The organism is Pseudomonas sp. NFX1, assembly GCF_051123555.1.
Lineage (GTDB): Bacteria > Pseudomonadota > Gammaproteobacteria > Pseudomonadales > Pseudomonadaceae > Aquipseudomonas > Aquipseudomonas capeferrum.
The window spans coordinates 3,304,103-3,327,748 of record NZ_CP169366.1 but is presented as its reverse complement, the minus strand read 5'-3'; the positions used below and the strand labels follow the sequence as shown (position 1 = coordinate 3,327,748).

Sequence of the window (23,646 nt, the reverse complement as noted above, 5' to 3'; positions counted from 1 at the left end):
TAAACGGGTATATACCCGTAAACCTTGCGAAGTGCTGGAGATAACGACAATGACTTCGGTGTGGCGAACCAGCGGGTGGGTATTGATGGGGGCAGCGCTGATTCTGGCGCTGTCCTTGGGTGTGCGACACGGTTTTGGCCTGTTCCTGGGGCCGATGAGCGCCGACTTTGGCTGGGGGCGTGGGGTGTTCGCCTTCGCCATCGCCTTGCAGAACCTGGTGTGGGGGCTGGCGCAGCCTTTCGCCGGTGCCTTGGCCGACCGCCTGGGGGCGGCGCGGGTGGTGATCATCGGCGGCATCCTGTACGCCGTCGGGTTGGTCCTGATGGGCATGGCCGATTCGCCCTGGTCGTTGTCGTTGAGTGCGGGGCTGCTGATCGGCATCGGCCTTTCCGGCACCTCATTCTCGGTCATCCTGGGTGTGGTCGGGCGCGCCGTGCCTGCCGAGAAACGCAGCATGGCGATGGGTATTGCCAGTGCTGCCGGTTCATTCGGCCAGTTCGCCATGTTGCCAGGCACGCTTGGCCTGATCGAGTGGCTGGGCTGGTCCGCTGCGCTGCTGGTGTTGGGCCTGCTGGTGGCATTGATCGTGCCCCTGGTCGGCATGTTGCGCGACCGCCCGCTGCCTAGCCATGGCGCTGAGCAGACCCTGGGCCAGGCCCTGCGTGAGGCCTGCTCGCATTCGGGGTTCTGGTTGCTGGCGCTGGGTTTCTTCGTTTGCGGCTTCCAGGTGGTGTTCATCGGGGTGCACCTGCCGGCCTACCTGGTCGATCAGCACCTGGCTGCCACCACTGGTACCACGGTGCTGGCACTGGTTGGCCTGTTCAACATCGTCGGCACCTTCACCGCCGGCTGGCTGGGTGGGCGCATGTCCAAGCCGCGCTTGCTCACTGGGTTGTATCTGCTGCGCGCGGTGGTGATCGTGTTGTTCCTCTGGGCGCCTGTGACCCAGGTCAGTGCCTACCTGTTCGGCATCGCCATGGGCTTGCTCTGGTTGTCTACCGTACCGCTGACCAATGGCACGGTGGCGACGTTGTTTGGCGTGCGCAACCTGTCGATGCTGGGCGGCATCGTGTTCCTGTTCCACCAGTTGGGCGCCTTCCTGGGTGGCTGGCTGGGCGGGGTGGTGTATGACCGCACGGGCAACTACGACCTCGTCTGGCAAATTTCGGTGCTGCTCAGCCTGCTGGCTGCGGCGCTCAGCTGGCCGGTACGTGAGCGCCCGGTCGCCCGCCTGCAGGCCCAGGCCGCATGAATCGCTATCTGGCCCAGGGGCTGCTGGCCGCTGCCGCTGTCGCTCTGCTGGCGCTGGTATGGTGGGGCTGGCACAAGGGTGGGCTGGCGTTGATGCAACTGGGCATGAGCGTTTGTTAAGCGCTACCCTGCAAGTTCATGGATTGTCTTGCCGGAGAAACGAACGATGCGTGCACATTGGTTGATGGTGCCTGTGCTGGGCCTGCTTGCCGCCACGTCGAGCTGGGCCGGAGATTGCCCTGCCTTGTTGCAGGGCAGCCTGCCGGAGTTGCGTGGCAAGGGGCAGGTCGACCTGTGTCAGCGCTTTGCCGGCAAGCCGCTGGTGGTGGTCAACACGGCCAGCTATTGCGGGTTCGCGCCGCAGTTCGAGGGGTTGGAGGCAACGTACAAGGCGTACCACGAGCAGGGGCTGGAGATGCTTGGTGTACCCTCCAATGACTTCAAGCAAGAAGACCCCGATAGCGAAAAAATTGCCAACGTCTGCTACGCCAATTATGGCGTGACCTTCACCATGACCAAGGCCCAGGCAGTACGCGGCAAGGATGCGATACCGCTGTTCAGCGAGCTGGCAAACCAGAGCAGTGCGCCGAAGTGGAACTTCTACAAGTACGTGGTGGACCGCAAGGGCAAGGTGATCGGCAATTTTTCCAGCCTGACCAAGCCGGATGACCCTGCCTTCAGGGCTGCGATCGAGAAGGCCATCGCATCGCAGCCGTAGTGCTTTTCCTTCGATTCAATGAGGGTGAACAGTGATCGCCACCAGCCGCACCACCAGCGGCCTGACCATCAACACGCAGACAAACGCCACCGGCATGGCCAATTGGTACGCCTTCAGCACATTGCCCAGGTACTGCGGATTCACCCCAGCATTGGCGGCCGTGATCACAAAGCACATCAGCAGCGCCATGATCGATGACATGTAGAACGCGAAAACGTAGGGTGTGGCGCTGGGGCGCAGTTTGCGCCGGCTGCGTGTCGGGGACAGGTCGTTCATGCGAACTCCAGAACAGTAAGTGAGGGCGCAGGTTAGCAATCACCTCTGCCGGGCTTGTAGACCACCGTGGTTGAGTTCTTTATAAAGAGATTCTTACGAATCCAAAGGGCGCAACATGGACCTGCTCAATGCTATTCGCAGCTTCATCAAGGTAGTCGAAGCCGGTAGCATCGCTGCGGGTGCGCGCACCCTGGGGCTCAGCCCGGCGGCAGTGAGCCAGAACCTGGCACGGCTTGAAGCGCATCTGCAGGTGCGCTTGCTCAGCCGTACCACGCGCAGCATGGCGCTGACGCCGGCGGGTACGCTCTATTACGAGCGGGTCAGGCAGGTAGAGCGTGATCTGGCCCAGGCCGAGCTCGCCGTCACCACGCCCGACAGTGAGCCCCAGGGCCGCCTGTGCATTGCGTCGACCTCCGCCTTCGGTCGCCATGTGCTGGCGCCGTTGATCCCGGCATTCAGTGCCCGTTACCCGCAGCTTTCGATAGAATTGGTAACGACTGATCGACGGGTCAACCACGCGCGCGAAGATGTGGATGTCAGCCTGCGCATCGCCCCGCAACTGGAAGACCAGCTGCTGGCCAGGCACATCGCGCGTATCCCCTTCATTTGCTGCGCCTCGCCCGGTTACTTGGCCAGCGCCGGTGTACCTGCCACGCCCGAGGCCCTGCGCGAGCACCGCTGCCTGGTGTTCCGTTACCCGGTGGATGGCCGCTTCCTGCGGTGGGGCTTCATGCGCGACGGCATGCGTTTCGAGGCAGAGTTCGGCACCGTGCTGATCAGCGACGATATCGATGCCCTGACCCAGATGGCGCTACACGATGGCGGGATCACCCGGCTGGCAGCCTTCATCGTTCAGCCTTACCTGGCCACGGGTGAACTGGTGCCTTTGTTCGAATACAGCGACAGCGGGCAGGCCTATGCCCAGGCCGAGCCGATGGATATCTACCTGTGCCTGGCCGATCGTTTCGCCATGACCGCTAAGGTACGTGCCTTCACGGACTACCTGCGCGAATGCCTGGGTGACAGCTGGCAGGTCCAGGCATGAAAAAACCGCCACAGGGGCGGTTTCTCCATGCGCGGGATGACTCAGAAGCGGTAGGTGAGGGAGGCACCGACGCCGTGAGCGCTGTTTTCGTACTTGGCCTGGTAGCTGCCTTTGGTCGCGCTGACCTGGTTGACCTTGGTGTCTTCCTCCCACAGGTAGGAGTAGGCCACGTCGATGGTCATGTCTTCGCTCGGGCTCCAACCCGCACCCAGGCTGAACACCTTGCGATCGCCAGTCGGGATGCGCGGTGAACGGTCGTGGTTGTTGGTTGGCGACTGGTCGACGGTGAAGCCGGTACGCAGTACCCACTCCTTGTTGACCTTGTAGGACGCGCCGATGGCGTGTGCCCAGGTGTCGTGCCAGTTCTGCTCTTCGGTAATGGTCTGGAACGCGGAGCCGGCCAGTGGCGCTGGCACATCGTTTTGCACGGTGATGTCTTTCAGGCGGCTCCAGCGGGTCCAGGTGCTGCCTGCGTACAGGGTCCACTGGTCGTCGAGTTCGTGGGTGACCGAAAGGTCAACGGACTCTGGCGTCTTGATCTTCAGGGTGGCGTCGAACTTGTTACCGTTGAACGGCCCGATCAGCGGGGTGCTGACGCGGGTCTTGCCTTCGAGCTTGTAGTCGACCATCGAGTGGTAGGTCAGGCCGACGCGGGTGCTGTCGGTGGCCTGGACCAGGATACCGATGTTGTAACCCACGGCGGTGTCGTCGCCCTTGATCTTCACTTCACCATCGTTGCGGCCAGGGGTGAAGGGGTTGATCAGGCTCGAACCCAGTTCACCCTTGATGCGGTTGATGGTTGGGCCGAAACCGATCGAGACCTTGTCGTTGAAGGCGTAGCTGATGGTTGGCTGGAAGGTCACGACCTCGACGTGGCTCTTTTTGCCCCAGTAGCGGGCGGCATCGTCGCTGCCGTAGTCGGTCACCAGGCCGAAGGGCACGTAGACGCCGAAACCGACGCTCCAGTGATCATCGATCGGCTTGACGTAGTACCCCATCGGTACGCCGACCAGCGGCACCATGTCACCGTCGGTTTCCCCCCCGAGGTTGCTGCCACGGCCCGAGATATCGGACTTGGCGATGACGGCGGCGCCGCCCACGGTGATCTGTTCGCGTTTGAGGCGGGACATGCCGGCCGGGTTGCCAAACACGGTGCTGGCATCATCGGCAGAAGAAGAACGTCCCGCGAAACCTGTCCCCATGCTGCTGATGCTCTGTTCGTTCAGGGCAAAGCCGCTGGCGAGCAGTTGGCTGGAAGCAAGCGCAACGGCTACGCCGAGGGAGGTTTTGAGCATTACTTTTTTCATTATTAGAAACTCCTTGGGATCTCCGGGGCGAAAAGCTACCAACAAATCGCGCGCCGCGCTATAGCCTCAATCACAGGAGATAGAGCGGTTTTGTAGGACAATCCGACCAAAATTCCATTTTTTCCAGTAATGCTGTAGGGCGTTTCCTAAGATGCCTGAGGCAATCTCTGATCTATGCAGGTGTGCCAGGCTTGAGTGAAGTCACGCAGGCGACCTTGGGGGTGGAAAACCTGCCGCCAGATACGCGCCAGGCCCAGCAGGTCGTCAGCCGCCGGCAGCGCCGTGGCTTGGGCTTCGACCAGCATCCAGGCAATGGCGGTGGAGTAGCGCAGGTTTACCGTGAGTTCCAGGTGGGGGCCGCCGAGAAAGGCGTGTTGGCTGGCCAGGCCACGGACCAGGCTGGCGAGGTCCGGGTCGCGGGCGAGATACTCGTCCCAGAGCGCCTGGTGGCGGGTTTCGCCGATGCGGTAGAGGCCATGGCCACGTCGGTCGTGCAAGGCTGAGCCGAGTGCCGACTGGCTGGCGGCAATGCCCAGTAACAACGCTTCGGCGCTAGGGCAGTGACGGTTCAGGTAGACCAGGGTTGGCCGGATCACATACAGACACAATTCATTCGCAGCGATACCCATAATGCCCTCGAGCAAGTAAGGGCCGGACGGGCGCTGGAGCTTGGCAGCTGGTGAATGATCAGGCCCGCCGGAAGCGGTTAGCACCGCTCGAGTTGAAGTGTAGTGTGATAATCGTGGTGTAAAGAGCTGTTTTTAAATCGATTGCTGCCTGACGTCCTTGGCTATATGCCGTGCGGCAATTACGCCAAGAACGATCGGGCAGGGTGTCGAAACAGCGATTCAGCGCTTGAATACCGAGGTATTCGCCGCTCACGCAGTGAGCGACTGACGCGTCCGGGCGATTACCGCCTGCAGGGGTTCCTTGCGGCTGTACTGATCGGCGTACAGGCGTTCGGTGTGGCAGGCGACGCCGTGTTCGTCCACCAGGGTAAAGCTGAAGCTGCCCTTGCGAGGGGCAACGATAAGGCACTTCAACGGCGAGAAGGCCTGGGAGAGGGTGCCAATGGCAGCCTGAATGTGCGGATGAGTTTGCATATTATTGGAGGTTCCTGCTTTAAACACGGAGGATATGATCCGTGCATGATAGAAACGTTCCAGTGACGCCTTTATTAAGGGACGAACGAACCTGACTGGAACAAAGCAGCCAGAGGGAGCGCAATCAAATAGTGGGCGCTTGGGCTGACTGGTAGGTACTTAAGAGGGCAGGCAGCACACCGGGGCCAAGGTTCTAGGCCATCGGGGTGGGATCCTGATCAATCTGCTAGGTGATTCGAGCTTGGGCAGCGTATGGCTGGCGAAGGAATCATCGAGTGGGCCGGTCCTGGTTTCAGCAGGCTTCGCTGTTGGGGGAGCGATTCTGCAAGGACGCTTAAGGCCAATTGACTTTCAGCTTGGTACTAACGAGGCACACCTTACCGAGAATAGAACGGTTTGGCAAATGTTTCTGCAAGGGTGCAGGTTAGCCGAGCAGTATGGCGCTTCTTTCGCATGCTGTGAAGAGGGGCAAATGGCTGGCATTGCCGTGGATGTACTCATTTTGTGCACTCGAATGAGGGCTTGTGGTGCACTTGTGCACATTTGGCGCGCAAGCTGTAACACGGCGGCAACAGGCGCTGAGAGCCTCGCCAATGACTTGACTGGGGGGCTAAGTCAATGAAAAAAAACACTAATTTTTGCTGGTGAAAAAATCGTCAGTTTGACTGGAGCCCCCAATTCACGGGGGTTTTGGGGCCACCGAAGGGGGTTGTCCACCGAGTTATCCACAGGAACTGTGGATTGTCCCGAGCGCTTGCTCTAGGACGGGCGTGCCAGCAAGCCAGGGAACTGTCTGACAATCTTCGGGCGCCCGTAGACCGGTTGGTCATCCACTTGAAAACGTCAAGAAAAGATCATCGAAATTATTTTTCAATCCTCCATAAATCGACAGGCCACGCCAGGAAAAATGGAGTAGAGTGGCGCGCCTTTCGAGTTACCTTTCCTGTTGCTCATGAAGTTTCGCAGTAAACACCTCGCCAACCCGGCTGATGCGTCGTCAGTGCCCCCACCCAAACGCTTTTCCCTGAAAGTGGCCCTGTGGCTGCTCGACAGCCCGCGCCTGGGTGACAAGCCTCAGGTCAAGCACCTGGCTGGTCGCCTGCTGAAACAGCCGGCCCGCCAAGGCGTCGTGGTAGCCCAGAGCCGGTTGGGGCAGATGCTGTGCCGTGATTGCGGCAACGCCCGGGACCGGCGCATCGGCCACGAACTGCTGCGTCAAGCCGCCCGTGCCGGTGATCGGCGCGCACAGCTGGAGTATGCAAGGTTATGCCAGGCCAACGCGCCCGAGCAGGCCCGCTACTGGCTGGAACTGGCGGCGGCGCAGGGCTCGCAGGAAGCGCGGCGGCTGCTGGGGCAGTGGTTTTCAGGTTGAACGCTGCATTGCCGCCAGCGGCCCTGTTGCAGGCACAGGCAACCTGCTTCTCAGGCTGATAAGCTGCGCAGCATTCATCAAGGTTCGATCGGGGTAACCATGACAGTGGATCTGGCCAGCATTCTGCTGGGCTTGGTGGTGGGTGCAGTGCCCTGCCTGGGTTGGCTCATGCAGGTGCAGCGTCGCCAGGCGTCCCGGCAGGGTGAACAGGCCCTGCTCGAAGAGCGCCTCAACGCCGCCCAACTGTCCCTGGCCGGGCTGCAGGCGCAACTGGAGGCCGGTCGCGACGAGATCAGTGACCTCAGCGAAGCCAACACCGTCAAGCAAGCCCAGCTGGCAGCCCAGGGCCGTGAACTGGAACTGTTGCAGATCGACCGCGACAACGCCCGCGATGCCGCCCACGCCTGGAGCCTTGAACGCGCCAACCGTGAAGCCGAGCTACGGCGCCTGGAAGCCCAGACCGCACGGCTGGACGCCGAACTGCGCGAGCAGCAGGAGAGCCACCAACAGCGTCTCGATGACCTGCAAGAGGCCCGTGACACCCTGCGCGCGCAGTTCTCCGACCTGGCCACGAAAATCTTCGACGAGCGCGAGCAACGCTTTGCCCAGACCAGCCAGCAGCACCTGGGGCAAATGCTCGACCCGCTCAAGGAGCGCATCCAGGCCTTTGAGAAGCGCGTCGAGGAAAGCTACCAGCAGGAAGCACGCGAGCGTTTCTCGCTGGGCAAAGAGTTGGAGCGCTTGCAGCAGCTCAACCAGCGCCTGTCCGATGAAGCCACCAACCTCACCCAGGCCTTGAAGGGCCAGAAAACCCAGGGCAACTGGGGCGAGATGATCCTTGAGCGGGTACTGGAGCACGCCGGCCTTGAGAAGGGCCGCGAATACCAGACCCAGGTCAGCCTCAAGAGCGCCGATGGCGAACGCTTCCAGCCCGATGTGCTGATCATGTTGCCTGGCGACAAGCAGGTGGTGGTGGACGCCAAGGTCAGCCTCACGGCTTACCAGCAGTTCGTCGGCAGCAATGACGAGGCCGCGCTCAAGCAGCACGTGCAGTCGTTGCGCAGCCACGTCAAAGGCCTCTCGAGCAAGGACTATAGCCGCCTTGAAGGCTTGCACAGCCTGGATTTCGTGCTGCTGTTCGTGCCCATCGAGGCCGCCTTCTCGGCAGCCCTGCAGGCCGAGCCCAACCTGTTCCAGGAAGCCTTCGACCGGCACATCGTGATTGTCAGCCCGACCACGCTGCTTGCCACCCTGCGGGTGATCGACAGCCTGTGGAAGCAGGAACGCCAAGGCCAGAACGCCCGCGAGATTGCCGAGCGCGCCGGTTGGCTGTACGACAAGTTCGTGCTGTTCATCCAGGACCTGGACGAACTGGGCAGCCGCTTGCAGCAGGTAGACAAGGCCTATGCCGCAGCGCGCAACAAACTGTGCGAGGGGCGTGGCAACCTGGTCAGCCGCAGCGAACAGCTCAAGTTGCTTGGCGCCCGTGCCAGCAAGAGCCTGCCGGCAGACCTGCTGGAACGGGCGCTGTCCGATGAAACCCCGGCGGGCGAAGCGCTTACTGAACCAGGCTCAGATGCCGATTGAGCAGGGCGCGCAAGGCGGCCGGCTTGACCGGCTTGGCCAGGTAATCCAGGCCTGACGCATGCACCAGGGCGATGGTCTCTTTACTGCCGTCGGCGCTGATCACCACCCCAGGCACCGGCTCGCCCAGCCGTGCGCGTAGCCAGCCCATCAATTCGGTGCCGGTCTCGCCGTCGTCCAGGTGGTAGTCCACCAGCGCCAGGTGCGGGCGCATGCCCTTGGTCAGCAAAGCCTCGCATTCGGCGCGGTTGCGCGCGGTCCAGACCTGGCAGCCCCAACGGCTGAGCAGGCTGTTCATGCCGATCAGGATGCTGTCTTCATTGTCGATGCACAGCACGTTCAGCCCGGCCAGTGGCTGCCCAGACTGTTCCACCGGCGCACTCGGTGCGGGTGCCGCCTGGCGGGCAATCGGCACGCTGACGCGGAACACCGTGCCTTTGCCGGGCCACGAGCGCACTTCGAGCGAATGGCCGAGCACCCGGCACAGGCCATCGGCGATCGCCAGGCCCAGGCCCAGGCCTTTCTCGGCGCGGGTCTGGTGGCTGTCCAGGCGTTTGAATTCCTGGAAAATCTCCTGCAGCTTGTTGTCGGCGATGCCGGGGCCACGATCCCAGACTTCCAGCCACAGGCGCTCACCCTGGCGACGGGCACCGAGCAGAATCGGGCTTTTGCCATAGCGCAGGGCGTTGGTCAGGAAGTTCTGCAGCACCCGGCGCAGCAGTTTGATGTCGCTGTCGACCCGCAGGCGGCTGCCGCGCAGGCGGAATTCCAGCCCTTTTTCGGCGGCCAGTACCTTGAACTCGGCGCCCAGGGTGTCGAACAGCTCATTGAGGGCGAACGGCTTGGCGTCCGGGGTGATCTTGCCGTTCTCCAGGCGCGAGATGTCCAGCAGGTCACTGATCAGTTCTTCGGCCGAGCGCAGCGAGCTGTCCATGTGCTGCACCAGTTGCTGGGCCTCGTCATTCATGCCTTCGGCCTGCTGCGACAGGGCGGCGGAGAACAGCCGCGCGGCGTTCAGCGGTTGCATCAGGTCGTGGCTGACCGCGGCCAGGAAGCGGGTCTTGGACTTGCTCACGGCTTCGGCCTGGCTCTTGGCTTCGGACAACGCCTGGTTGAGCTGCGATAGCTCATGGGTGCGCTCCGCCACCCGTTGCTCCAGGCCCTCGTTGGCATCGCGAAGCGCCTGTTCGGCTTCGCGGAACGGGGTGATGTCGGTAAAACTCATGACGAAGCCGCCGCCGGGCATCGGGTTGCCGATCAGTTCGATGACTCGGCCGTTGGGGAACAACCGCTCGGAAGAATGCGCGCGACCCTGGCGCATCCAGTGCAGACGTCGGGCCACGTGCACCTGCGCTTCACCCGGGCCGCACAGGCCGCGTTCGGCGTTGTAGCGGATGATGTCGGCAATCGGCCGGCCGACGCTGATCAGCCCGTCAGGGTAGTTGAACAGCTCCAGGTAACGGCGGTTCCAGGCCACCAGGTGCAGGTTCTGGTCGACCACGCTGATGCCCTGGTTGATGTTTTCGATAGCGCCTTGCAGCAGCGCGCGGTTGAACTGCAGCACCTCGCTGGCTTCGTCGGCGATGCGCACCACGTCTTCGAGCTGCATGTCGCGGCCTTCGATGGCGGCCTTGACCACGGCGCGGGTCGACGAGGTGCCAAGCACACCGGCGAGCAGGCGTTCGGTGTGTTCGATCCAGTCGCCGTCGGCGTTCTGGTTGGGGTTGAAGCCTTTGCCCTGGCGGTAGGCGAAGCGGATGAAGCTCTGCCGGGCACGTTCTTCGCCGACGAAGCGCGAGGCCAGGGTCAGCAAGTCGTCGATCTGCACGGCCAGCAGCGGTTTGCTGCTGGGCCGGGCGCTGGTCTGCTGGCCGATGAAGCGCCCGGCCTGCCAGTGTTCCGACACCCGCGTGCGCGACAGCACCGAAACCCAGGCGAACAGCGTGAAGTTACCCGCCAGCGACAGCACCACGCCCTGGGTCAGCGGGCTGATCGGCAGGTTCAGCGGGTTGCCATGCAGCCACGCCAGGCCCGGGAACAGCGCCAGCGACCAGCCCACGCTGTGGGCGGCAATGGGCAGCACCAGGGTGTAGAACCACAGAAAGATGCCGGCGGCCAGGCCTGCGAACACGCCGCGCCGGTTGGCCTGCTTCCAGTACAGCGCGCCGAGCATGGCCGGGGTGAGCTGGGTCACCGCGGCGAAGGCGATCTGGCCGATGGTCGCCAGGCTTGCGGTGGAGCCCAGCAGGCGGTAGCTGACATACGCCAGCAGCAGGATGACCACGATGGTCACCCGCCGTACCGAGAGCATCCAGTGGCGGAAGGCTTCGAATGGCCGCTCGGCATTGTTGCGGCGCAGCAGCCAGGGCAGCAGCATGTCGTTGGAAACCATGGTCGACAGGGCCACGGCCTCGACGATGACCATGCCGGTGGCGGCCGAGGCGCCGCCGATGAAGGCCAGCAGGGCCAGGCTCGGGTGGGCTTCGGCCAGAGGCAGGCTGATGACGAACGAGTCGGACATCACCGTACCGGGCAACAGCATCTGCCCGGCCAGGGCGATCGGCACCACGAACAGCGCGGCCAGGGCCAGGTACATCGGGAACACCCATCGGGCCAGGCGCATGTCCTGCGGTTCGATGTTCTCCACCACGGTGACATGGAACTGCCGCGGCAGGCAGATGATCGCCATCATGGCCACTGCGGTCTGCACCACCATCGAGGGCCAATTGATGGTCTCTTGCCAATAGCTTTCCAGCTGGATCGACTGGCGTGCCTGGCTGAACAGGTCGTCGAAGCCGTCGTACAGGTTGAACACCACGAAGATGCCCACGGCGAGAAAGGCCAGCAGCTTGATCAACGACTCGAAGGCGATTGCCAGCACCATGCCGCGGTGGTGCTCGGTCACATCCAGGCTGCGCGTGCCGAAGACGATGGCGAACAGCGCCAGCACCAGCGACACCACCAGTGCGGTGTCTTGCACCCGGGTGCCGGTGGCATCGGCATTGGCACCGATCAGCAAGTTGACGCCCAGCACGATGCCTTTGAGCTGCAAGGCGATATAGGGCAGCACGCCGACCAGGCAGATCAGCGCCACCACCACCGCCAGGGTCTGTGATTTGCCGTAGCGCGCGGCGATGAAGTCGGCGATCGAGGTGATGTTCTGCTGCTTGCTGATCAGCACCATCTTCTGCAGTACCCAGGGTGCGAAGATCATCAGCAGCACCGGGCCCAGGTAGATCGGCAGAAATGCCCAAAGCTGTTCGGCGGCCTGGCCGACCGCGCCGAAGAAGGTCCAGCTGGTGCAGTACACGGCCAGCGACAGGCTGTACACCCAGGCACGCAGCTTCGGCGGCAACGGTGTGCTGCGGCGGTCGCCGTAAAAGGCGATGGCGAACATGATGGCCATATAGGCCAGGGCGACCACGGCGATCAGCCCGCTGGACAACGACATGAAAACTCCGGAGCAAAAAAGATAACGCGGTCCCGATCAACCAGTCTGGCACGCAGGCGGCGGTTCGTCAGCGCAGACGATGGTCGCAGTGGCGAGTCGTCGCAGGGCGTTGCTCAAGCGGCAGCGCCAAAATCAATGCCTGCGGGTGCCCATCCAGTAGAACACTGCCGCCAGTATCACCGACATTACCAGCAGGTAGAAGATCGCCCCTGGCCACCACTGGCCCAAGGCAATGCCCACCATCACCGGCCCCAGCGCCGTGCCCAGGTTGGACAGGTTCTGCGCGCCGTAATACACCCCGCGCAGGTGCTCCGGCGCGATCAGGTCGATGAACATGTATTCGGCGGGGATCACGATGATTTCACCCAGGGTGAACACCAGCATTGCCAGGCACCATGCCAGCACCGAGTCTGCCAGCGAAAAGCCCAGCAGCCCGGCGATGAACAGGCCCATGCCGGCCAGCAGCCAGGGCATCAGGTGCTGGCGGCTGATGCGCCTGCCGATCAGGTGCTGCAGGGCGATCACCGTGACGGCGTTGGTCGTCACCAGGTAGCCGACCAGGCGCGCCGCCTCGGCCGGGCTGGTGGTCACCATCAGGTACTGCGACAGGTAGGCCCCGAACTGGCCGAACACCACGGCGCTGAGCACACCGCCCAAGGTGAAGTACACCAGCCGCCGGTCACGGGCCAGGCCCAGCGCTACTTGCGCAAAAGCGGCCCGCGGTTGTGCCGGGGCCGCGGCCTGCAGGCCACGGTCGCCCAGGCGCTGGTAGGCCAGGCCCGTCCCCAGGCCGATCAACGCCGAGGCGACGAAGGGCAGGTGGTCGTCCAGCTCCAGCATGGCCACCCCCAGCAACGGGCCGACGGCGTAGCCGACGTTCCTCAAGGTGTACTTGATGGCGAACACCTCGGCGCGTTCTGCCACCGGCAACAGCGCGCAAAAGCCCGCCTTGGCGGCAATGTCGACCACGGCCAGGGCCAGGTTGATCAGTACCAGACACAGGAAGAACAACGCGGCCGAGCGGCTGGCCATGGCGCCGACGAACGCCAGGGTAAACACCAGGGTGCTGACGACCACCAGCGTGTGAGTGCGTACGGTGTCCACCAGGTGGCCGCCATACAAGCTCAGCAGCGAAGCGATGATCAGCGCGCCGCCAATCAACAGGCCGATCTCGCTCACCGACAGCTGGAAGTTGTTTGCCAGGTATACCACCAGGTAGGGCAGGGTAAGGGCGCGGGCCAGGGTCAAAGCAAAGGTGGTGGCGAGCAGCAGGCGTACGGCCGCTGGGTAGCGCTTGAGGGCGGCGAGCATTGCCACTTCCTTGTCGTTGGGGGTTGCCGGGTATCAGCATAAGTCTGCAGGGGGCTTGTCAGCAGTAGGCTTTACCCTGCAGATTTGTGGCTTTCTGCGCCCGGCGCGCCTCCAACGCTAAAAGCCCCTCAGGAACAAGGACGATGAGTCATCCCTCGCAATTCACCTTGCTCGGCAAGCGGCGCTTCTTGCCGTTTTTCATCACCCAGTCGCTGGGTGCGTTCAACGACAACCTGTTCAAGCAGTCGCTGATCCTGGCGATCCTGTTCAAGCTCAGCCTGGGCGACGGTGACCGTTCGATCTGGGTCAACCTGTGCGCCTTGCTGTTCATCCTGCCGTTCTTTCTGTTCTCGGCACTGGGTGGGCAGTTTGGCGAGAAGTTCGCCAAGGACGCGCTGATCCGTGCGATCAAGCTGGCCGAGATCGGCATCATGGCCATTGGCGCGCTGGGCTTTATCACCAACCACCTGGCGCTGATGCTGGTAGCCCTGTTTGGCATGGGCACCCATTCGGCGCTGTTCGGGCCGGTGAAGTACTCGATCTTGCCCCAGGCCCTGCGTGAAGAAGAGCTGGTGGGCGGTAACGGGCTGGTGGAGATGGGCACCTTCCTGGCCATCCTGGCCGGCACCATCGGCGCGGGTGTGATGATGTCGTCGGGCAGCTATGCCACGGTGGTGGCGGGTGGCGTGGTCGGCACGGCCGTGCTGGGCTACCTGGCCAGCCGCTGGATCCCACGGGCCGCCGCCGTGTCGCCGCAGATGCAACTGGACTGGAACATCTTCAAGCAGTCTTGGGTGATCCTGCGCATGGGCCTGGGGCAGACGCCTGCGGTGTCGCGCTCGATCGTCGGCAACTCCTGGTTCTGGTTCGTCGGCGCCATCTACCTGACCCAGATCCCGGCGTACGCCAAGGACTGGCTGCACGGCGACGGCACGGTGGTCACTCTGGTGCTGACCCTGTTCTCGGTGGGCATTGCTCTGGGTTCGCTGCTGTGCGAGCGGCTGAGCGGGCGCAAGGTGGAGATCGGCCTGGTGCCGTTCGGCTCGTTTGGCCTGACCCTGTTCGGCCTGCTCTGGTGGTGGCATTCCGGCGATGTGCCGGCTGCGCCTGTGCCGCACGACTGGCTGGCGCTGCTGGGCATGAGCCAGGCCTGGTGGATTCTGTTGTCGATCGTGGGGCTCGGGGTGTTCGGCGGCTTCTACATCGTGCCGCTGTATGCGCTGATCCAGGCGCGCACGGCCGAGGACCAGCGGGCCCGGGTAATTGCTGCCAACAACATCCTCAATGCCTTGTTCATGGTGGTGTCGGCGGTGCTCACCATCGTGCTGCTGGGGCTGGCCGAGCTGAGCATCCCGCAGCTGTTTCTGGTGGTGTCGTTGCTCAACATCGCGGTCAACGCCTACATCTTCAGCATCGTGCCCGAGTTCACCATGCGCTTTTTGATCTGGCTGCTCAGCCACTCGATGTACCGCGTGGAGCACCGCGACCTCGAACGCATCCCCGACGAAGGTGCGGCGCTGCTGGTGTGCAACCATGTCTCGTTCGTCGACGCCCTGCTGCTCGGCGGCGCGATCCGCCGGCCGATCCGCTTCGTCATGTACTACAAAATCTACAACCTGCCGGTGCTCAACTTCGTGTTTCGCACCGCAGGCGCCATCCCGATTGCCGGGCGCAGCGAGGATGAGGGCACGTACGAGCGCGCCTTTGCGCGCATCGCCGAATACCTGGCGGCGGGTGAGTTGGTGTGCATCTTCCCGGAGGGCAAGTTGACCGGCGACGGCGAGATCGATGCGTTCAAGGGTGGGGTCAGCCGGATTCTCGGTGAAACCCCGGTGCCGGTGATTCCCCTGGCGTTGCAGGGGCTGTGGGGCAGCTTTTTCAGCCGTGATCCGGGCAAGGGTTTTTTCAAGCGCTTGTGGTCGCGGGTGACCATCGTGGCCGGCGCCGCAGTCCCGGTGGAAGCAGCGCAGCCTGAGTTGTTGCGCGAGCAGGTCAGCCGCTTGCGCGGCGACCTGCGTTAAACGGGCGTGGTCAGCTGGCGCTGACTTTCAGGCCGATCAGGCCACAGATGATCAGCGCCACACTGACCAGCCGTACCAGGGCCATGGACTCGCCGAACAGGATGATCCCGGCGATCACCGTGCCCACGGCGCCAACGCCGGTCCAGATGGCGTAGGCGGTGCCCAGTGGCAGTTCTTTCATGGCCAGGCCCAACAGGCCCAGGCTGATGACCATGGCGCCGACGGTAAGCACGGTGGGGAGCGGGCGGCTGAAGCCGTCGGTGTACTTCAGGCCTACCGCCCAGCCGACCTCGAACAGGCCGGCGAAAAACAGGATGATCCAGGACATAGGTGCCTCCATTGTTGCCAACGATGGGGCCGTCCCCGGAATGGTCACGCGGTGCGTCGTGAGGCCGTCCCCACAGTGGGCAATAGGGTGCACATTTTCTGATGGCTGGGCAAGTCAGTGCCTGGCAGGTTCGCCACGTTCATCTACCGGCAAAGGCGCTTCCATACGGCGGAACCAGGTCGACAGCAGCGCCCCCGAAATATTGTGCCAAACGCTGAACAGCGCGCTCGGCACCGCCGCCAATGGCGAGAAATGCGCCGCCGCCAAGGCTGCCCCCAACCCTGAGTTCTGCATGCCCACCTCCAGTGCCAGCGACTTGCGCTGGGCCAGGGGCAGTTTGCAGAGCTTGCCGGTGAGGTAACCCAGCAGGTAGCCGAAGCTGTTGTGCAGCATCACCACGGCCATGATCAGCAGGCCCGACTCGGCGATTTTCGCCTGGCTGGCCGCCACCACCGCACAGACGATCATGACGATGCTCACCACCGACACGAGTGGCAGCACCTGCACCGCCGCCTGCACCCGCGCGCCCAGCAGGCGCTGGGCCAGCACGCCGAGCACGATCGGCAGCATGACCAGCTGCAGGATCGACCAGAACATGTCCATGAACGAGACCGGCAGCCAGGCCGAGGCCAGGAACCAGATCAACGCCGGGGTCAGCAGCGGGGCGAGCAGGGTGGTGACGGCGGCAATCGCCACCGCCAGCGCCAGGTCGCCCTTGGACAGCCAGACCATCACGTTCGAAGCCGTGCCGCTAGGGCAGCAGCCGACCAGAATCACGCCCACGGCAATCTCGGGCGGCAGGTGGAACAGCTGGCACAGCAGCCAGGCCATGCCTGGCATGATCACGAAGTGCGCCACCACCCCCAGCATCACCCGCCAGGGCTGGCGGGCGAGGGCGGCGAAGTCATCGAGCTTGAGGGTCAGGCCCATGCCGAACATCACCAGGCCCAGCAACGGTACGATGGCCACTTTCAGGGCGATGAACCATTGCGGTTGCAGGAAGGCCAGCACGGCAAACACCAGCACCCAGAGGGCAAAGGTATTGCCGACGAAGCGGCTGAGGGCGGCGAGGGCACGCATGGGCAGGTCCTTGTACTTATAGAGATGTAGTTTTCGAGGGCCTCTTCGCGGGGCGGTACTGGCTGAGAATACGTCCCAGCCCAGCCCCGACATTTCATGCCACTCAGACCCCTTGCGGAATCTCCTCCCCACCCAATGCCTCGAACAGCACCGGCAGGAATTCGGTAAAGGTCATCATCATCAGCAGGAAGCTGGCATCGAACTGCTGCTGGGCTTCATCGCCGCCATCCTGTTCTGCCTGCTCTTGCAGCAGCTCTTCGAACTTCAGGCGCTTGATGACCATCTTGTCGTCCAGCACGAACGACAGTTTGTCCTGCCAGGCCAGGGCCAGCTGGGTGACCACCTTGCCGGTGCTCAGGTGCAGCTGGATTTCTTCGCTGGTCAGGTCCTGGCGCTTGCAGCGCACGATGCCACCGTCTTCGGCGGTGTCGCGCAGTTCGCACTCGTCCAGTACATAGAAGCCTTCGGCGGCTTGCTGCGACTTGACCCAGTCGGTCATGGTGGCAACGGGTGCGATCTTCACGGTTGCCGGGCGTACCGGCAACGAGCCCATCACTTCACGCAGGGTCGACAGCAGGTCTTCGGCACGCTTGGCGCTGGCCGAGTTGACCAGGATCATGCCCAGGCGCGGCGCGATGGCGGCGAAGATCATAGAGCGACGAATGAAGGCACGCGGCAGGAAGGCCTGGATGATCTCGTCCTTGATCTGGTCGCGTTCCTTCTTGTAGACCTTGCGCATCTGCTCGGTCTCGATCTCTTCGACCTTTTCCTTGACGGCGTCATTGACCACGCTGCTTGGAAGGATACGTTCTTCCTTGCGCGCGGCGATCAGCAGGAACTCGCCGCTGACGTGCACCAGGGGAGCGTCTTCGCCCTTGCCGAACGGCGCGACGAAGCCATAGGTGTTCAGCTCCTGGCTGGCGCAGGGACGGGCCGGCTTGCTGGCCAGGGCGGTTTCCAGCGCTTCGGCTTCGAATGGAACATCCTGGGTCAGGCGGTAGGTCAGCAGGTTCTTGAACCACATGGGGGGCAATCTCTCCTTAATGCATGAGGCGGGCATTATTCTCCGAGCAGTGGTTCCCGTCCAACCCTGTCAGAGGGCCAGCACCTATATATAGAAGAAGAAAAGACCAGCGTTGCTAGGTCTTTGAAAGGCTTCGAAATTTTTTTTAAGAAAGTCGAAAAAAGTGCTTGCCAGGGTGGGGGCTCATCCGTAGAATGCGCGCCACACCGAGACGAAAGGGTGATTAGCTCAGCCGGGAGAGCATCTGCCTTACAAGCAGAGGGTCGGCGGTTCGATCCCGTCATCACCCACCACTCGATGTATAGCGCAGCGGTAGTTCAGTTGGTTAGAATACCGGCCTGTCACGCCGGGGGTCGCGGGTTCGAGTCCCGTCCGCTGCGCCATATTCAACTTCCAGGGCCCACTGAACACCCGGAAGTTACAGGAAAAGCGACCTTAGGGTCGCTTTTTTTGTTTCTGCTTTTTTAGACGTTCTGCGGTACAGCACGGCCCCTGTGGTAGCGGGCCGGCGTTGGCGGTGCAATGCCGCATCAACGCATGCGTTCTTCCTCGCGCAACGTCAGCACTTCAACCCCTGCTTCGGTCACCGCCACCGTATGTTCCCACTGCGCCGACAGCGCATGGTCGCGGGTAATCACCGTCCAACCATCCTTCAAGGTCCGAGTGCCACGCCCGCCCTGGTTGATCATCGGTTCGATGGTAAACACCATCCCGGGCTTGAGCTTCATACCCATGCCGCGCTGGCCAAAATGCAGCACCTCGGGCCCTTCGTGCATCTGCTGGCCAATGCCATGGCCGCAATACTCGCGCACCACGCTATAGCCGGCAGCCTCGGCATGTACCTGGATGGCATGGCCAATGTCGCCAAGTGTCGCTCCGGGGCGCACTTGCTCGATGCCTTTCCATAGGGCGTCGTAGGTCGTTTCGACCAGCCGACGCGCCTCGTCGTTGATCGAGCCAATGCAGTACATTTTCGACGAATCGGCGATGTAGCCGCCTTGTTCAAGGGTGATGTCGACATTGATGATCGACCCCTCGTTGAGCACCTCATCCGCCTTCGGCATGCCGTGGCACACCACGTGGTCCACCGAGGTATTCAGAGCGTAAGGGAAACCGTACTGGCCCTTGCTTGCCGGCCGAGCCTTGAGCGTTTCGACGATATAGCGCTCGGCGTGGTCGTTGATCTGCATCGTGGTCACGCCGGGGCGTATGAAACCATCGAGTTCAGCGAACACTTGGGCCAGCAACCGGCCGGCGTTGCGCATCAGGTCGAGTTGGGCGGGGGTTTTGAGGATCACCTGGGACATGGGGAGAAGGCAGTAACTCTGGCAGAAATGTGCCCCAGCATAGCGCCATGGGCCTTCGCGGTGCCACCGCATGGTGCGGCAAACCGGCCCCGCACGGGCGCGCGGGCCGCCAGCGAAGAGGCCCGCACAGCTGGCCCGCTAATTGCTGACTGACCCCTACCCAGGGCAATCAATGCCGATTGCCCACACCTCTTCACGACAAAGGCGCCGTGTTGCCCCGCTTGCCATGCAAGCCGGGGCAGCCGGCGCCTTTTGCGTTTCCCCAAGGAGACCGGCCCATGAGCAGCAGCGAAGTTCGCAGTGTCTGCCCGTATTGCGGCGTCGGCTGCGGCATCGTCATGCGCGTTGCCGATGGCAAGGTCAGCAAGATCAGCGGCGATAAGCAGCACCCCAGCAACTTTGGCCGCCTGTGCACCAAGGGCCTGACCGCGCACGTGCCGCTGACCGCCGCCGGGCGCATGGAGGATGCCTACCTGCGTCAGCAGCGCAGCCAGCCGCCGGTGCGCACCAGCATGGACCAGGCCATTGCGGCCACCGCCGCGCGCCTGCGCGGCATCGTTGACCAGCACGGCCCGGATGCCGTGGCGCTGTATGTGTCCGGGCAGATGTCGCTGGAGGCCCAGTACCTGGCCAACAAACTGGCCAAGGGCTTTATCCGCACCCGCCATATCGAGTCCAACTCGCGCCTGTGCATGGCCAGCGCCGGCAGTGGCTACAAACTGTCGCTCGGTGCCGATGGCCCACCTGGCAGTTACCAGGACTTCGAGCACGCTGACGTATTCCTGGTAATCGGCGCCAACATGGCCGACTGCCACCCGATTCTGTTCCTGCGTCTGCTGGACCGGGTCAAGGCCGGCGCCAAGCTGATCGTCGTCGACCCGCGGCGCAGCGCCACCGCCGACAAGGCCGACCTGTTCCTGCAGGTACGCCCCGGCAGCGACATGGCCTTGCTCAACGGCCTGTTGCATCTGCTGCACCGCAACGGCCACACCAACCCCGAGTTCATCGCTCGCCACACTGACGGTTGGGACGAACTGCCAGCCTTCCTCGATGACTACAGCCCCGAGCGCGTGGCCGCCATCACCGGGCTGGCCGAGGCCGACATCATCAAGGCCGCCGAATGGATCGGCCGTGCCAACGACTGGATGAGCTGCTGGACCATGGGCCTGAACCAGAGCATCCACGGTACCTGGCACAGCAACGCCCTGTGCAACCTGCACCTGGCCACCGGCGCTATCTGCCGCCCCGGTAGCGGGCCTTTCTCGCTGACCGGCCAACCCAACGCCATGGGCGGCCGCGAGATGGGCTACATGGGGCCCGGCCTGCCAGGCCAGCGCTCGGCGCTGGTGGAAGGCGACCGCGCGTTCGTCGAACAGCAGTGGCAACTGCCACCAGGCAGCCTGCGCAGCGAAGGCGGCGAGGGTACGGTGGCGCTGTTCGAACAGCTGAAAGCAGGGGACGTGAAAGCCTGCTGGATCATCTGCAGCAACCCGGTGGCCAGCGTCGCCAACCGCCAGCAGGTGATCGACGGCCTGCGCCAGGCCGAGCTGGTGATCTCCCAGGATGCGTTTCTCGACACCGAGACCAACCGCTACGCCGATATCCTCCTGCCTGCGGCACTGTGGGCCGAAGGTGAGGGCGTGATGATCAACAGCGAGCGCAACCTCACCTTGATGCCACGCGCCGTGGCGCCTCCTGGCCAGAGCCTGCCGGACTGGCAGATCATCGCCCGGGTGGCCTGCGCAATGGGCTATGCCGACGCGTTCGATTACGCCGATGCCGAAGCGGTGTACGACGAGATTCGCCGCTTCCATAACCCCGCTACCGGCTACGACCTGCGCGGCATCGGCTACACCGACCTGCGTGCGCAGCCGCGCCAGTGGCCATGCGCACCAGGGCGTGACAGCGCCCGCAGCCCATTGCGCTACCTGAACGATGGCAGCAGCCAGACGCTGCTGCACGACGCCCAGGGCCAGCGCCCGGCGCTGGCGTTCCCCACCGCCAGCGGCAAGGCACGCTTTTTCGCCCGGCCCTGGTTGCCGGCAGCGGAGTTGCCGGATGACGCCTACCCCCTGGTGCTCAACACCGGCCGCGTGCAGCACCAGTGGCACACCCTGACCAAGACCGGCAAGGTGCCGGCGCTGAACAAGCTGGAGCCTGGCCCTTTCATCGAAATGCATCCCGAGGACGCCGCACGGCTTGGCATCGCCGAAAAGGACCAGGTGGCCATTCGCTCGCGCCGTGGTCAGGCCGTGCTGCCGGCGCGCATCAGCGACCGGGTCATGCCAGGTAATTGCTTCGCGCCGTTTCACTGGAACGACCTGATCGGCGAGCAGTTGACCATCAATGCCGTCACCTGTGATGCGGTCGACCCACTGTCGCTGCAGCCCGCCTTCAAACACTGCGCCGTGGCCCTTGAGCGGGTTGCCGGCGAACGTATCGACGCCCTCGACCTGAGCGGCGCCACTGCCCACCCGGAGCTTGCCCGCATGCCCACCGCCACCCTGTCTCGTCTGCTTGGCCTGGACAACCTGCCGGCCCCGGCGCTGGCCGAGCAAGAGCGCCATTACCTGCAGGGCTTCTTGCTCGGCCTGGAGCAAGCCCGCGCCGAGGGTGTGCCAAGCCTGCCAGCCAGCGCGCCACTGGCCGCCAACCGGCGGTTGTTCGTCGATGGCCTGCTGGCGGGCGTGTTCGCGCAGCCTTCGGCGCTGCCCAGCCGGGCGCTGGAGGTGCCGCAGCACCAGGTGCTGTGGGCCTCGCAGACCGGTAACGGCGAAGCGCTGGCCGAGCGCTGTGCCGAGCGCCTGCGTGGTGCTGGCTTGGCGGTGCACCTGAACTGCATGGATACACTCAGCCCGCAGCAGTTGCGCGGTGCTGCCAGTGTGGTGCTGATCGCCAGTACCTTCGGTGATGGCGACGCGCCCGACAGCGCGGCGGTGTTCTGGCAGGCACTGCAAGGCGAGGAGGGCGGCCACTGCGCCGATGTGCCCTATGCCGTATTGGCCCTGGGCGATTCCAGTTACGACCAGTTCTGCGGGTTTGGCCGCAAGCTTGATCAGCGCCTGGCCGAGCTGGGTGGGCGGCGGCTGCTGCAACGGGTGGATTGCGAGCCGGATTACGATGAGGCATTCGCCACCTGGCTCGACGCCTTGTTGGCGCAGTTGGCTGACGCCGCCGCGCCCCAGGCCAGCGGCGCGCCTTCGCCTGCGCAGGCTTGCAGCAAGCAGCAGCCATGGTCGGCCACCTTGCTGGAGAACCGCGTGCTCAATGCTCCGGGTGCCAGCAAGGAGACGCGCCAGTTGGTGTTCGACCTGGCCGGCAGCACTTTCAGCTACCAGGCGGGCGACGCCCTCGGCGTATGGCCGCGCAACTGCCCGGCGCTGGTTGAAGAGCTGCTGGCGCTGATGCGGCTCGATGGCCAGACCCTGGTCGAGGTCAAAGGCCAGGCCGCACTGCCGCTGGCCGATGCCATGGAGGCGCACCTGGAAATCGCCAAGGTCACCCCGGCGCAGTTGCAGGTGTTCAGCCAGAGCGCCGAGCCCCTGCGCCGGTTGCTCCAGCCCGAGCACAAGGCCGAGCTGCAAAACTGGTTGTGGGGGCGGCAGTTGGCGGATGTGCTGCGCGAGTTTCCCCAGGACCTGCCCTTGGCCACCTGGCTCGACCTGCTCAAACCTTTGCAGCCGCGCCTATACTCGATCAGTTCCAGCCCGTTGGCGCACCCTGGCCAGGTTCACCTGACCGTCTCGACGGTGCGTTACGGACAACGCAAAGGGGCCTGCTCGACCTACCTCGCCGACCGCGCGCACGGCATCAAGGTGGCGATTTTTCCGCAGGCATCGAAGCATTTTCGCCTGCCCGAGGACGATAGCGTGCCGGTGATCATGGTTGGGCCGGGCACCGGCATCGCGCCGTTTCGGGCGTTTCTCGAAGAACGAGAAGCGCGTGGGGCACGCGGGGGCAACTGGCTGTTTTTCGGCGAGCAGCATGCGGCCAGCGACTTCTATTACCAGGCACAGTTGCAGACATGGCAAGCGACAGGCCACTTGCGTCTGGATACCGCGTTCTCCCGCGACCAGGTCGAGAAAATCTATGTGCAGCAGCGCCTGCACGAGCAGGGCGCTGACCTCTGGCGTTGGTTGGAGGCGGGTGCGTACTTTTATGTGTGCGGTGATGCCAAGCGCATGGCCAAGGATGTGGACAGCGTGCTGCGCAGGGTCGTCGCCGAGCACGGGGGCATGAGCGAGGCCGCGGCGGATGCGTATGTCGAGGGGTTGAGCAAGGCCAAGCGTTATCGGCGCGATGTGTACTGAGTGCACCGGGATGGGGAGGGGTGCACCTTGGCTGTGCGGTTTTTTCTGGGCTGTCCGATGACTTTTCTGGCCCTGTCGCGTTTAAACAGGCGATACAGCATTTGGCACATTCCCTGCTTTATCACGTTCACAACACGCCCCACTGATCAACGGCGATC

General features: G+C 63.5%; 18 protein-coding genes and 2 tRNA genes. 10 read left to right on the top strand and 10 right to left on the bottom strand.

Features of this window, described 5'->3' with window-relative positions:
- The first annotated feature begins 49 nt into the window (after positions 1-49).
- The 3 genes from DJ563_RS14905 to DJ563_RS14895 are packed head-to-tail and all read left to right on the top strand — an operon-like array spanning position 50 to position 1,969.
- Positions 50-1,252, top strand: coding sequence for an MFS transporter (locus DJ563_RS14905; RefSeq protein ID WP_434517954.1), 1,203 nt, complete (start codon positions 50-52; stop codon positions 1,250-1,252).
- Entirely contained in the window at positions 1,249-1,371 is a 123-nt protein-coding gene (locus DJ563_RS14900; RefSeq protein WP_274098558.1) for a hypothetical protein, read from the top strand. Before DJ563_RS14905 ends, DJ563_RS14900 begins: the two co-directional genes overlap by 4 nt.
- A 46-nt stretch (positions 1,372-1,417) precedes the next feature.
- Positions 1,418-1,969 carry a glutathione peroxidase gene (locus DJ563_RS14895; RefSeq protein ID WP_434517953.1) on the top strand — a complete coding sequence of 184 codons (552 nt, stop codon included), beginning with the start codon at positions 1,418-1,420 and terminating at the stop codon, positions 1,967-1,969.
- 15 nt (positions 1,970-1,984) lie between these two features.
- Here the strand turns inward: DJ563_RS14895 and DJ563_RS14890 are convergent, their stop codons facing one another.
- Complete coding sequence (locus DJ563_RS14890; RefSeq protein ID WP_033700788.1) at positions 1,985-2,245, bottom strand: DUF2798 domain-containing protein; 261 nt, start codon at positions 2,243-2,245, stop codon at positions 1,985-1,987.
- A gap of 115 nt (positions 2,246-2,360) precedes the next feature.
- Here DJ563_RS14890 and DJ563_RS14885 point away from each other — a divergent pair, with 115 nt between their 5' ends.
- Positions 2,361-3,290 (top strand): LysR family transcriptional regulator, encoded by a 930-nt coding sequence (locus tag DJ563_RS14885; RefSeq protein WP_274098559.1) that lies wholly within the window; start codon positions 2,361-2,363, stop codon positions 3,288-3,290.
- A gap of 41 nt (positions 3,291-3,331) precedes the next feature.
- Here DJ563_RS14885 and DJ563_RS14880 read toward each other — a convergent pair whose 3' ends face one another.
- The 3 genes from DJ563_RS14880 to DJ563_RS14870 form a co-directional block, all read right to left on the bottom strand.
- A complete protein-coding gene (locus DJ563_RS14880; protein WP_434517952.1) occupies positions 3,332-4,597 on the bottom strand; it encodes an OmpP1/FadL family transporter in 1,266 nt (421 codons plus the stop codon).
- A gap of 146 nt (positions 4,598-4,743) precedes the next feature.
- Positions 4,744-5,226: a hypothetical protein gene (locus DJ563_RS14875; protein ID WP_047581696.1), complete on the bottom strand. Its 483-nt coding sequence runs from the start codon at positions 5,224-5,226 to the stop codon at positions 4,744-4,746.
- A 249-nt stretch (positions 5,227-5,475) separates the two neighbouring features.
- Positions 5,476-5,700: a hypothetical protein gene (locus tag DJ563_RS14870; protein ID WP_033700783.1), complete on the bottom strand. Its 225-nt coding sequence runs from the start codon at positions 5,698-5,700 to the stop codon at positions 5,476-5,478.
- Between the two features lie 952 nt (positions 5,701-6,652).
- On the opposite strand from DJ563_RS14870, the gene DJ563_RS14865 reads away from it, so the two are divergent.
- Both DJ563_RS14865 and rmuC read left to right on the top strand, forming a co-directional pair.
- Positions 6,653-7,072, top strand: coding sequence for a tetratricopeptide repeat protein (locus DJ563_RS14865; protein ID WP_033701508.1), 420 nt, complete (start codon positions 6,653-6,655; stop codon positions 7,070-7,072).
- Positions 7,073-7,285: 213 nt separating this feature from the next.
- Entirely contained in the window at positions 7,286-8,659 is a 1,374-nt protein-coding gene (gene rmuC, locus DJ563_RS14860) for a DNA recombination protein RmuC (protein ID WP_434519729.1), read from the top strand.
- Here the strand turns inward: rmuC and DJ563_RS14855 are convergent.
- Both DJ563_RS14855 and DJ563_RS14850 read right to left on the bottom strand, forming a co-directional pair.
- Positions 8,631-12,107, bottom strand: coding sequence for a hybrid sensor histidine kinase/response regulator (locus tag DJ563_RS14855; protein ID WP_033700781.1), 3,477 nt, complete (start codon positions 12,105-12,107; stop codon positions 8,631-8,633). The genes rmuC and DJ563_RS14855 overlap by 29 nt on opposite strands.
- Before the next feature lie 132 nt (positions 12,108-12,239).
- Positions 12,240-13,418, bottom strand: a complete 1,179-nt coding sequence (locus DJ563_RS14850; protein ID WP_434517951.1) for an MFS transporter — start codon at positions 13,416-13,418, stop codon at positions 12,240-12,242.
- Between the two features lie 143 nt (positions 13,419-13,561).
- Here DJ563_RS14850 and DJ563_RS14845 point away from each other — a divergent pair, with 143 nt between their 5' ends.
- Positions 13,562-15,439 (top strand): MFS transporter, encoded by a 1,878-nt coding sequence (locus DJ563_RS14845; protein WP_033700780.1) that lies wholly within the window; start codon positions 13,562-13,564, stop codon positions 15,437-15,439.
- A gap of 10 nt (positions 15,440-15,449) precedes the next feature.
- On the opposite strand, the gene sugE is transcribed toward DJ563_RS14845, so the two are convergent.
- The 3 genes from sugE to rdgC all read right to left on the bottom strand — a co-directional run bounded on the left by sugE (position 15,450) and on the right by rdgC (position 17,871).
- A complete protein-coding gene (gene sugE / locus DJ563_RS14840) occupies positions 15,450-15,767 on the bottom strand; it encodes a quaternary ammonium compound efflux SMR transporter SugE (RefSeq protein ID WP_033700779.1) in 318 nt (105 codons plus the stop codon).
- A gap of 114 nt (positions 15,768-15,881) precedes the next feature.
- Entirely contained in the window at positions 15,882-16,847 is a 966-nt protein-coding gene (locus tag DJ563_RS14835; RefSeq protein WP_033700778.1) for a bile acid:sodium symporter family protein, read from the bottom strand.
- 103 nt (positions 16,848-16,950) lie between these two features.
- Complete coding sequence (gene rdgC / locus DJ563_RS14830; protein WP_274098562.1) at positions 16,951-17,871, bottom strand: recombination-associated protein RdgC; 921 nt, start codon at positions 17,869-17,871, stop codon at positions 16,951-16,953.
- Between the two features lie 217 nt (positions 17,872-18,088).
- Here rdgC and DJ563_RS14825 point away from each other — a divergent pair.
- Both DJ563_RS14825 and DJ563_RS14820 read left to right on the top strand, forming a co-directional pair.
- Positions 18,089-18,164 (top strand) — tRNA-Val (locus DJ563_RS14825).
- A gap of 13 nt (positions 18,165-18,177) precedes the next feature.
- A tRNA-Asp gene (locus DJ563_RS14820) sits at positions 18,178-18,254 on the top strand.
- 147 nt (positions 18,255-18,401) lie between these two features.
- Here the strand turns inward: DJ563_RS14820 and map are convergent.
- A complete protein-coding gene (gene map / locus DJ563_RS14815; protein ID WP_274098563.1) occupies positions 18,402-19,178 on the bottom strand; it encodes a type I methionyl aminopeptidase in 777 nt (258 codons plus the stop codon).
- Positions 19,179-19,456: 278 nt separating this feature from the next.
- On the opposite strand from map, the gene DJ563_RS14810 reads away from it, so the two are divergent.
- Positions 19,457-23,488, top strand: a complete 4,032-nt coding sequence (locus DJ563_RS14810) for a molybdopterin-dependent oxidoreductase (RefSeq protein ID WP_434517950.1) — start codon at positions 19,457-19,459, stop codon at positions 23,486-23,488.
- Positions 23,489-23,646 lie beyond the last annotated feature (158 nt).